The sequence below is a fragment of the Nonomuraea sp. NPDC003201 genome (assembly GCF_053590415.1).
Genome location: NZ_JBSFTC010000332.1, coordinates 1 through 11,366 on the forward strand (window position 1 = coordinate 1; position 11,366 = coordinate 11,366).

The window sequence follows — 11,366 nt, forward strand, 5'->3', positions numbered from 1 at the left end:
GCCACCGCCTCCGCCGCCACCGCACGCGCCGGTCGCCGCCACGGCGGCCAGGGTGCCTGCTGCGGAGAGGAATCCCCGCCGAGTCATCGCGGTCATCGGTCCTGCCTTCCACCGGCGGCTGTGAACGTCGCGTAAAAAAATGTTGCCGCGCGGCAAATTCATTCTTGCCACGCGGCATGCCGCGCGGCAAGACTCTTGTATGAACTCAATGTCATCGGCTTCCCCTGGAGGATGTGAACGACCGTGGTGACACAACGTGACGTTGCGCGGCTGGCCGGAGTCTCCGTGCGGACCGTCTCCAACGTCGTGAACAACTTCGCCTACGTGTCGGAGGAGACCCGCGCGCAGGTCCAGCGCGCCCTGGACGAACTCGACTACCGGCCCAATGTCGCGGCGCGCAGCCTGAACCGGGGGCGGTCGAACCTGCTGGCCCTCGTGCTGCCGCTGGACGTGCCGTACTTCACCGAACTGGCCGCCCACGTGGTGGATCGGGCCGAGGAGCGCGGGTACACGGTGCTCATCGACCGCACCGAGGGGGTGGCCGAGCGGGAGCGGCAGATCGTCATGCGGCGGGACCGGTCGGCCCTCTTCGACGGGTTCATCTTCAGCCCGCTCGGCCTGACCGAGGACGAGCTGCGTAGCTGGGCCGGCAACTGCCCGACGGTGATGCTGGGCGAGATGCGGGTGGAGGGCATGGACCACGTGGCCATCGACGACACCGCCGCGGCCCGCAGTGCCACGGCGCACCTGATCTCGCTGGGCCGCACCCGGATCGCCGCCATCGGCGTGCCCCACCTGCCGCGCTCGGAGACCGCCGCGGCGCGGAGGCAGACCTCGGCGCACCGGTCCGACGGGTACGAGCAGGCGCTGGCCAAGGCGGGGCTCCCCCTCCGGCCCGCGCTCACCGTACGGGTGCGGCGCTACCAGCGCGAAGACGGCCGGCGCGCGATGGACCAGCTGCTCGATCTGGCGGAGCCGCCGGACGCGGTGTTCTGCTACAACGACCTGCTCGCCATCGGAGCGGTGCGGGCGGTGGTGTCCCGGGGGCTGCGGGTGCCCGAGGACGTCGCCGTCGTCGGGTTCGACGGCATCGAGGAGGGCCGGTTCGCCAATCCGGCGCTCACCACCATCGCGCCCGACAAGGAGCGGATCGCCGAGCTCGCCGTGACCCGCCTCCTGGAGCGCGTCGAGGGAGACCAGGGCCCGCCCGTCCATCTGGAGGCGCCCTGGCGGCTGGTGGTCGACCAGAGCACCACGGGCGGCACCGGGCAGCGCGCTCCGGAGACGAGCGGATGACGGTCGCACTCCCTGCCGCGCCGGGAACGCGACCGCGCGGCACCGCGTACGTCTGGCTGTTCCTGGCCCCGACCGTGCTGCTGTACGGCGCGTTCACCGTCTACCCGATCATCGGGAGCTACGCGTACTCGCTCACCGACTGGAACGGGTTCGACACGGGCCGGACGTTCATCGGCGTGGCCAACTACCGCGAGGTCCTCGCCGACCCGATGTTCTGGAGCTCGTTCCGGCTGACGCTGACGTTCATGGTCTGCGCGGTGCCGCTCCAGGTGCTGGTCACCCTGCTGGTCGCGATCCTGCTCAACTCGCCCCGCATGCCGCTGCGCAAGCTGTTCCGTACCGCGCTGTTCCTGCCGGTGGTCACCACCACGGCGATCGTCGGCGTCGTCATGCAGTTCGTCTTCGACCCGGCCAGTGGCCCGGTGAACCTCGCGTTACGCGAGGCCGGCCTGGTGACGGACGGCATCGACTTCCTCGGCCAGTCGTCGACGGCGCTGGGCACGACGATCGCCGTGTACGTGTGGAAGTGGTTCGGGATCACCCTGGTCTACTGGCTGGCCGCGTTGCAGACGGTGCCGAACGAGGTGTACGAGGCGGCACGCCTCGACGGCGCCGGCGCGCCCGCGATCCTGCGGCACATCACCCTGCCCCTGCTCAAGCCCTTCCTGGTCATCATCACGCTGCTGTCGATCGAGGCGTCGTTGCAGGTCTTCGACCTCGTCCTGACCATGACCGGCGGCGGCCCGTTCTACTCGACCGAGGTGATCGAGGTCTACATCTACCGGTGGGCCTTCGCCGCCACCATCCCCAGGCTCGGGTACGCCTCCGCGGCCGCCGTCCTGTTCGGCCTGTTCGTCTGCCTCGTCGGCATCCTGCAACTGCTCGCGGTTCGCGCCGCCCGGCGGACCAGGAGGGCGGCATGAGCACGGTCGCGCAGACCCGCCCCCGCCCGCGCCGGACCTGGAGCGCGACGCTGCGCCGGCTGCCCTGGTGGCTGGCCGCCGCCGCGCTCGCCATCGGCTGCCTGCTGTGGATCTACCCGTTCCTGTGGATGGTCTCGGCGTCGCTGAAAACGTCGGCGGAGGTGTTCACCCAAGGGCTCGGCCTCGTGCCCGACGACCCGGCATGGGAGAACTACGAGCGCGCGTGGAGCAGCGCGCAGTTCGGGAAGTACCTGCTCAACACCGTGATCGTCACGGTGAGCACGGTCGTGGTGGTGCTCGTCCGGTGCGCCATGGCCGGCTACGTCCTGGCCCGCCACGACTTCCGCGGGCGCCGGATCGTCATGGGCGTCCTGGTCGCCACGCTGTTCGTCCCGGCCGGATACACCATCATCCCGCTGGTCGACCTCTCCCAGCAGCTCGGCCTGCTGAACTCGCTGACGGGCATGATCGTGGCGATGTCGGGTGCCGCGAACGTGTCGGCGATCCTGCTCTACGCCGGATACTTCCGCGGCATCCCCAAGGAACTGTCCGAAAGCGCGCTCATCGACGGCGCCGGGTTCCTGACCGTCTTCTTCCGCATCATGCTGCCGCTGGCCAAGCCGGTGACGGCCACGGTCACCGTGCTCACCTTCCTGAACACCTGGAACGCGTTCTTCCTGCCGCTGGTCTTCACGTTCTCCCGGCCCGACCTGCGCACCGTCAGCGTCGGCATGCTGGCGTTCGTCGGCGAGAACACCACCGACTGGTCCGGCATGGCCGCCGCGGCGACGATCTCGCTGCTGCCCGTCGTCGCGCTGTTCGTCGTCCTGCAGCGGTACTTCGTCGAGGGCATCGCCGGTGCCGTCAAGTCCTGAATCCCCGGAGAAAGCGAGTCTTGTGAACACCGTCATTCCCCGTCCCGAGTACCCGCGTCCGCAGTTCGTCCGCCCCGCATGGCGGTGCCTCAACGGAACCTGGCAGTTCGAGAGGGATCCCGGCGACTCCGGGCTGGAGCGGGGCCTGCTCGACCGGGAGCTGACCGGCGAGATCGTCGTGCCGTTCTGCCCGGAGGCGTCGCTGTCCGGCATCGGCGATCCGGACTTCCACCCGGCCGTCTGGTACCGCCGCACCGTCCGGGTGCCGCAGGACTGGGCCGGGCAGCGGGTGCTGCTGCACTTCCAGGCGGTGGACCACGACACCACGGTGTGGGTGGACGGCGTCGAAGCCTGCCGGCACCGGGGCGGGTTCACCCCGTTCACCTGCGATCTGACCGCGGCGGCCGATCCGGCGCACACGTACACCGTGGTCGTGCGCGCCCGCGACGCCCGCTCCGGCCCGCAGGCGCGCGGCAAGCAGAGCACCGACTACGAGGGGCGCGGCGCGCACTACGGGCGCACCACCGGCATCTGGCAGACGGTGTGGTGCGAGCCCGTGCCCGGCACGCACCTCGGCCGGCCGCGGATCACGCCGAACGTCGCGGCCTCCGCGTTCCGCGTCACCGTGCCGGTGTCGGGCAACCGCCCCGGGCACGCCGTCAGGGTGACGGTGTCGGACCAGGCCGGCGACCTCGCGCAGGCGAGGGCGCGCGCCGACCTCGACCTGGCCGCCGAAGTCTGGCTGCCGCTGCCGGAGGACCGGGTACGGCTGTGGTCCCCCGAGGACCCGCACCTGTACGACCTGCGCATCGACCTGCTCGACGGCGACGGCGCCGTGGTCGACACCGCCACCAGCTACGCCGGGCTCCGCTCGGTCGCCATCGACGGGCACGCCGTCCTGCTCAACGGCGAGGTGCGCTACCAGCGGCTCGTGCTCGACCAGGGCTACTACCCCGACGGCCTGATGACCGCGCCCACGGACGAGGCCCTGCGCCGCGACATCGAGCTGGCCGTGGCCGCGGGGTTCAACGGCGCACGGCTGCACCAGAAGGTGTTCGAGGAGCGGTATCTGTACCACGCCGACCGGGCGGGTTTCCTGGTCTGGGGCGAGTTCGGGGACTGGGGGGCCAACCTCAGCGGGCCGCCCGGCGACAACCAGCGGCCGACCGCGTCGTTCGTGACCCAGTGGCTGGAGGCGGTCGAGCGCGACTACTCCCACCCGAGCATCGTCGGCTGGTGCCCGCTCAACGAGACCTGGCAGCGGCTGCACGACCGGATCACCGTGCTCGACGACGTCACCCGGGGCATGTACCTGGCCACGAAGGCGGCCGACCCCACCCGCCCGGTGATCGACGCGTCCGGCTACGCGCACCGGGTCCCCGGCGCCGACGTCTACGACTCGCACTGCTACGAGCAGGATCCCGAGGTGTTCGGAAAGCTGATGGCGGGCCTGGCCGACGGGACGCCGTACGTCAACGCCGATCCCGACGGCACGCCGTGGTCGGTGCCGTACCAGGGGCAGCCGTACTTCTGCAGCGAGTTCGGCGGCATCTGGTGGAATCCGGACGTGCGCCCCGATGAGAGCTCCTGGGGATACGGCGAGCGTCCCGTCAGCGAGGAGGAGCTCCAGCAGCGGTTCGCCGGCCTGGTCGGGGTCCTGCTGAACGACCCCCGGATGTTCGGCTACTGCTACACCCAGCTCACCGACGTCTTCCAGGAACAGAACGGGATCTATCGCTTCGACCGCTCCAGCAAGCTGGACGTCTCCCGGCTCCGCGCGGCACAGCTGCGTCCGGCCGCCATCGAGCAGGCGCGATCTGAGGCCGAGGGATGTTAGCCGGCGCGAGGAATCGGCGGGCGTTCGCTATCGGGCTGGTCACCGCCTTGACGCTGCTGTCCCCGGCCGCCCTCACCCCCACCGCCGCCTCCGCCGTCGCCCCCGCCGTCGCCCCCGCTGTCGCTTCCGCCGAGCCCGCGCTTGCGGCGGCGGGCCCCGCGCAGGGCGGGACGATCGAGGTACGAGGCCGGGTGGTGGACGCCCGTGACGGCATGCCGATCGCAGGGGCCGGCGTGCACGCCTCGAGGTCCGGGGTCTACGCGACGACCGCGATGGACGGCACCTTCACGCTGGCCGGCGTGCCCGACAGCAGCGCCCTCGTGGTCGCGGCCAAGGAGGGATACGCCTTCGCATCGGCGACCGTGGGAAGTTCGCTCACCCTCAAGCTGAAGCCTGACGAGCCGGCCAGGACGGAGTACCCGCGCCCGGACGCCGATCGGCGCCCGTTCACCGGCGACGCGTGGCTGTCGCTCAACGGCACCTGGTCGTTCGACTTCGACCCCGGCGACGTGGGAGAGCGTGAGCGGTGGTTCGACCCGGGTCACCCGCTGGGCAAGGCGATCCGGGTGCCGTTCGGCTACCAGTCGCTTGCCGCCTGGGGCGAGGAGGAACTGGCGACCAAGGAGATCTTCCGCAGCGCCTTCTCCGGCTACCGCGGGACGGTCTGGTACCGGCGCTCGTTCACCGTGCCCAAGGGTTTCTCCGGGCAGGTGCGGCTGCGCATCGGGGCCGCCGACTGGGGCGCGGCGGTCTGGCTCGACGGCCGGCCGGTGCTGCCCTACTCCGGGAACGGCTACACCGAGATCAGCGCCGGGCTGGGCGCACTTGCTCCGGGCTCGACCCACACGGTGACGATCCGGGTGGTCGCGCCACCGACGACGCCCGAATCGCCCTACCCCATGGGCAAGCAGACGGGCGTGCCCGACGGGGAGAACACCGGCTGGTTCACCGACGTCGGCGGCATCTGGCAGTCGGTGTGGATCGAGCCGTACACCGACGCCCGGCTCGTCCAGACGCGGGTGACCCCGGAGCTGACCTTCGAGGGGGACGCGCGCACCCCGTCCGCGGCGGCCGCGAAGATCGACGTCACCGCCGTCGGCGCGCGAACCGCCACGGTGAAGATCAAGGACCCCGGCGGAAAGGTCGCCGGCGCCGTCACCGTACCCCTGAGTGACGGCAAGGGCACGGCGCGGATCCCGATCGAGCGCCCGCGCCTGTGGGAGCCGGACGATCCGGCCCTGTACACCGCCGACATCCGGCTGGGCGACGACGACGGCATCCGGACCACCTTCGGGATGCGCACGATCGACCGTCAATGGGCGCCCGGCCACACCGGCGAATACCAGTACATCCATCTCAACAACCGGCCGGTCTACCTGCGCGGCGTCCTCGACCAGGGCTACAACCCGTGGGGCCTGTACACCTACACCGGGGTCACCGCCGGCCCCGATCTGCGCACCGGGACGGAGGCCGAGCCGGGCCGCGGGTCGGTCCTGCTCGACCTGAAGAACGCCAAGAGGCTCGGGTTCAACGTGATCCGGAACCACCTCAAGGTCAACGAACCGGCCTACTACCACTGGGCGGACAAGCTCGGGCTGATGATCTGGTACGACCTCCCCAACGCGGGCTGGCACTCCCTGGGGGAGGAGGCGGAGCGGCTCTTCGAGGGGTTGCTGCGCGACACGTTCCAGCGTGATCACAATCACCCGTCGATCGTGATCTGGACGATCTTCAACGAATCCTGGGGCATCAACGACGAACCGTGGCAGCAGCCGATCCCGGCGGCGGCATTCCCGTACGTGCGCAGGATGGTGCAGCTTGCGCACACCCTCGACCCGACCCGGCTGGTCGTCGACAACTCCGCCTGCTGCCAGAACGGCCACCTCGACACCGATCTCAACGACTTCCACTACTACCTGTCCACCTACGACGAGTGGAAGAGACTCCTGGACGGGTTCGACGCTCAGGTCAAGCCGGGCTCCACCTGGAACTTCAACGACGGCGCCCAGAGCGGACAGCCCTGGCTGAACTCCGAGTTCGCCATCAGGTCCGGACAGTTCCCGCACACGGCGGGCCTCTTCCGCGCCTATCCCAGGCTGAACGGCTACGTCGGCGTCCAACTGGCCGAAACCGAGCAGGAGGTCCACAGCCCGGTCACCTTCGACCGGCAGCCGAACCAGCCGGAGTTCACGGACCATAATGGCCTGTCCCGTGGCATCGAGATGTTCCAGGGCGACGACGCTATCTCCCTGATGGGCCCATCGACACGCACCGTCGAGCGTGGAGGCGCGATCGACGTCCCGGTCAGGATCAGCCACTTCTCCGATGACGATCTCTCCCGGGCCGAGCTCCGGTGGAAGATCGGCGGATACGACGACGAGGGCCTCTGGGTCTCCGACGCCGGCGGCGGGTCTCGGCCGGTCGCCCCGTCGCGGTACGGCGTCTCCGACGCCGGCACCGTGTCAGTCACCGCACCCGGCGAGCTGCGGGCCGGGCACCTGTGGATCTGGCTCGAGGCCGGCGGCAGGACCGTCGCCGAGAACTACCTCACCTTCGACACCCCCGGTCCTGACGGCGAAACCGGCTTCCCGGCAGGCGAGGTGACCGCACAGGAGTGGACCGGCGGAGCCCAGGCCAGGACCACCGGCGGGTCGGACTGGGTCACCGGTTACGGCCGTGGCTACTTCGAGTACAAGGTCAAGGTGCCGGAGGAGGTACGCACGGGCCGGGCGCGCGGGGCGACCCTGGTGGCGGAGATCGCGGCCGCCCAGGCACGCGGCTGGTACGACCCCAACAACGTGACCAGCGCGCGCCGCTACCCCACCCGCCTCACCGTGTCCGTCAACGGCGGTTCGCTGCCGGTGATCGAGTTGCCCGACGATCCCCACGGTCCGACGGCGCTGGCCGGCCGATCACGCGGCTCGATCACGGGGGACTTCGGCAACCGCTACGGCTACCGCGTCGCGATCCCGATCACCACGCGGCAACTCGGCGACGCCGACACCGTCACCCTGCGCTTCGCCTCCGACGGCGGCGGGCTGTCGATCTTCGGCGCCCGCTCGGGCCGCCACGGCACACCGCCCACGCTGGTCAGCGGTCGTGTCTCCGTGCCCGACGAGCGTCCACGATTCCGGGCCGTCGACTCCCGGCTCTCGGTGTACCAGGCTCCGGCCGCGATCTCTCCCGGCTCCGGCGCCGGGACGGCGATCGTCTCGGTGGTCAACGACACCGCCAAGCCGGCGAGGAACGTCCGAGTGCGGCTGTCGGCCCCGAAGGGCTGGACCGCGACCGCCGCCGAGTCTGATGTGATCAGCTCATTGAAGCCCGGCGAAGCCCGTCATGTCGCGTTCGCCGTACGGTCCGAATCGGCCGTGCTGACCGGACAGACCGCGGACTTCACCGCCACCGCGAGCTGGGGCGAGCACGCGATCCAGACGATCAGCAGATCGACGGTCGATTTCGCCCCCGAGGCATACCCCGAGGTCGGCGTGGACGACACCTTCGACATCGACTCCAGCGCCGGCTACACGCTCCACAAGCCGTCGGCGAGCGAGGCGTTGCCGCAGCTGACCTTCGGCGCGGGCACCCTGCGGGCGCAGGGGCCGGGCGCCTACTACGGGCTGGTCGCCCATGGCTCCGGGCCGAAGAGCTCCCGGGCCGTGGTGATCGTCGACCACGGCAAATGGGCCGGCACGGGGAAGGGGCAGGACGCCCTGTTCAACGGGCTGGTCAAGGACGAGCGCAATTACGTCATGGCCTGGACCGGGATCAAGGGCCAGCACGGCATCGACATCAGGATCGACGGCAAACTCACCAGCGCCTGCTGCGCCACGGGGCCCTTGGAGCCCGCCGATCGCTGGGCGTTCGTCCTCGACGGCAACGCGATCAGCACGTGGGTCGACCGCGGGCGCGGCTGGGGCTGGTCCCAGATCATGACGAGCACGACCCAGGGCCGCGTCGACTTCACCCAGCCCGGCGCGCTGAACGGCTGGCACTACGCCGCGGGCCTGCGCGGCAACGCCGGAACCCAGGCGATCGGCCGCCTCGAAGGCCGCAGCGCCTCCGGCGGAGGAGGGGACCGGTGATCCCGATCGTCACCGGCCCGGACAACTCGGTGGGATCCTCGGCCGAACCCATACTGGCCGGCAGCTCCACGACACCGGGACAGCCGGGCAGGTCCAGGCGCGCCATCGGGGTGACTCAGGCAGTCGCCCGTACGGGAGAGGCCGTACCGCCTGCTGAGGCGCCGGTCAGTGGGCGGCGGGCTTGACCAGGCCGCAGTCGTAGGACAGCACCACCGCCTGCGCGCGGCTGTTCAGGCCCAGCTTGCTCATCAGCCGGTTGAGATGGGTCTTGATGGTGCCCTCGCTCACCGACAGCCGGTCGGCGATCTCCTTGTTCGACAGCGCCTGCCCCACCAGGCACAGCACCTCCGTCTCGCGGGCGGTCAGGCCGTCGAGGGAGGGCGGGGGCGTGGGCGGGACGATGAACGCCTCGATCAGGCGCTTGGTGATGCCCGGCGCCAGCAGCACGTCACCCGCGGCGACGGCGCCGATGGCCGAGATGATGCGCTCGGGGGAGGTGTCCTTGAGCAGGAAGCCGCTGGCCCCCAGGCGTAAGGCGTTGTAGACGTACTCGTCCAGGTCGAAGGTGGTCAGGATGAGGACCTTGGGCGGGAGGCCGGCGGCGGAGGCCAGGATGCGCTCCATGGCGGTGATGCCGTCCAGTCGCGGCATGCTGATGTCCATGAGGATCACCTCGGGCCGGAGCTCGGCGGCCAGGCGCACGGCCTCCTCGCCGTCCACAGCCTCGCCCACCACCTCCAGCCCGGCGGCCCGCAGCAGCGCCGCCAGGCCGGCCCGGATGAGCACCTGATCGTCCACCACCAGGACCTTGGTCATCAGATCCGTTCGTCCACTTCGGAGGGGGAGAGCGGGAAGGTCGCCAGAACCTCGAAGCCGCCCTGCGGGCGACCGCCTGTGGTGATCGTTCCCTGGTAGAGCCTGACACGTTCGGTCATGCCGATCAACCCGTGCCCGCCACGGCCTGGTCCCGGGGCGGGGCCCGCGCCGTCGTCGGTGACGCGGAGGGTCAGCTTGTCGGGGGCGTAGGTCAGGTTGATGTCCGCCCGGCCGGCCCCGGCGTGCTTGAGCACGTTGGTCAGCGACTCCTGGACGATGCGGTAGGCGCACAGGTCGAGGCCCGGCGGCAGTGTCCTGGCCGGGCCCTCGACGGTCAACCGGACGTTCAGCCCGGCCGCGCGCATGCGCTCCACGAGGGTCTCCAGGTCGCTCAGGCGGGACATCGTGGAGTAGCGCCCTTCGTCCTGCTCGTGGGCCTCGACGCGCAGGATCGACAGCAGGCGCCGCATCTCGGTGAGCGCCTCGTGGCTGGTGTCGGCGATGACGCCCAGCGTGGCGTGCGCGGTGGCGGGGTCGGACAGCGCCACGTAACGGCCTAACCCGGACTGTACGGATATGACCGACATGTGGTGTGCGACGACGTCGTGCAGCTCCCGGGCGATGCGCACCCGCTCGCGCGTCACCGCCCGGCGGGCGGCCGCGTCCCGTTCCGCGGCCAACTGCTCGGCCAGCGCGGCCAGTTGCTTGCCGCGCGCGCCCAGTAGGCGCACGATCGTCCCCGTGGTGAAGGCCCAGCCGCCCACGATGAGCGACTGGCCCAGCGCCGACCACAGCGCCACGCCGGGCTGGTTGACCGAGGCATGCGTCCACTCGGCCACCACCAGCACCGCCCCGCCCGCGCCGGCCTGCCAGGAACCGTGCGCCGCCACCGAGTACAGCGCCAGCAGCGGGCCGATGCTGTTGAGCCCCGGGTGGTGGCCCAGCAGGTGGTAGAGCAGCGCAGCCGACGTCGAGACGACCAGGACGGTGAACGGCGCCCGCCTGCGCAGCGCGAGGGGCGCGTTCACCAGCGCGGTCAGCGCCAGCGACTGCGCATCGGCCGGGCGCCCCTTGCCCAGCTCCAGCACCTCCCACAAGGAGGTGCCGACGCCCAGCGCGACCGCCAGGGCGAGGTCGAGCAACCGCGGGTCCAGAGCGGAAAGCCGACGGGCGAACGACGCGGGCCTGCCGGACAAACCCTCACCCCCGCACCAGCGTCATGGTCCGCCTCCAGGAAGGGAACGGCGCTCCTACGATGCCCGGCCGCGGCGGCCGCCGCAACAGACGCGTGCCGTCACGGGCAGGCGCAGGCAGCGACCGCCGCGAGGGCGGTCGCGGGGGGGGGGCGCCGGCCGGGGGGGTGTGGACGGGGTGGCGCCAGGAGGGCCGGCCCCCCGCCGCTGGCGGGGAGGGGGGGGGGGGCGCGGCGGGGGGGGGGGGGTGTGTCGCGGGGGGGGGGGGCGCGGGGGGGCGGGCGGGGCTCGCCCGGGAGGCGGACGTCGTCGACCGTCACGTTGACCTCCGCGACCCGCAT

Annotated in this window: 7 protein-coding genes; 5 read left to right on the forward strand and 2 right to left on the reverse strand. The window is 71.2% G+C overall.

Going from position 1 to position 11,366, the window contains the following annotated elements; all coding sequences use genetic code 11:
- Nucleotides 1-243: 243 nt before the first annotated feature.
- The 5 genes from ACWDX9_RS52440 to ACWDX9_RS52460 are packed head-to-tail and all read left to right on the forward strand — an operon-like array spanning nucleotide 244 to nucleotide 9,016.
- Complete coding sequence (locus tag ACWDX9_RS52440) at nucleotides 244-1,296, forward strand: LacI family DNA-binding transcriptional regulator (RefSeq protein ID WP_449969403.1); 1,053 nt, start codon at nucleotides 244-246, stop codon at nucleotides 1,294-1,296.
- Nucleotides 1,293-2,219 carry a carbohydrate ABC transporter permease gene (locus ACWDX9_RS52445; RefSeq protein WP_363971762.1) on the forward strand — a complete coding sequence of 309 codons (927 nt, stop codon included), beginning with the start codon at nucleotides 1,293-1,295 and terminating at the stop codon, nucleotides 2,217-2,219. Before ACWDX9_RS52440 ends, ACWDX9_RS52445 begins: the two co-directional genes overlap by 4 nt.
- Nucleotides 2,216-3,094, forward strand: a complete 879-nt coding sequence (locus ACWDX9_RS52450) for a carbohydrate ABC transporter permease (protein ID WP_449969406.1) — start codon at nucleotides 2,216-2,218, stop codon at nucleotides 3,092-3,094. The genes ACWDX9_RS52445 and ACWDX9_RS52450 overlap by 4 nt, the downstream gene beginning before the upstream one ends.
- 22 nt (nucleotides 3,095-3,116) lie before the next feature.
- Nucleotides 3,117-4,931: a glycoside hydrolase family 2 protein gene (locus ACWDX9_RS52455; RefSeq protein WP_449969408.1), complete on the forward strand. Its 1,815-nt coding sequence runs from the start codon at nucleotides 3,117-3,119 to the stop codon at nucleotides 4,929-4,931.
- Nucleotides 4,932-4,978: 47 nt separating this feature from the next.
- A complete protein-coding gene (locus ACWDX9_RS52460) occupies nucleotides 4,979-9,016 on the forward strand; it encodes a glycoside hydrolase family 2 TIM barrel-domain containing protein (protein WP_449969411.1) in 4,038 nt (1,345 codons plus the stop codon).
- A 165-nt stretch (nucleotides 9,017-9,181) separates the two neighbouring features.
- Here ACWDX9_RS52460 and ACWDX9_RS52465 read toward each other — a convergent pair whose 3' ends face one another.
- A complete protein-coding gene (locus ACWDX9_RS52465; RefSeq protein WP_449969414.1) occupies nucleotides 9,182-9,832 on the reverse strand; it encodes a response regulator in 651 nt (216 codons plus the stop codon).
- The gene (locus tag ACWDX9_RS52470) at nucleotides 9,832-11,028 is read right to left on the reverse strand and encodes a sensor histidine kinase (protein WP_449969417.1); all 1,197 of its coding nucleotides are present in this window, start codon (nucleotides 11,026-11,028) and stop codon (nucleotides 9,832-9,834) included. Before ACWDX9_RS52470 ends, ACWDX9_RS52465 begins: the two co-directional genes overlap by 1 nt.
- Nucleotides 11,029-11,366: the final 338 nt, after the last annotated feature.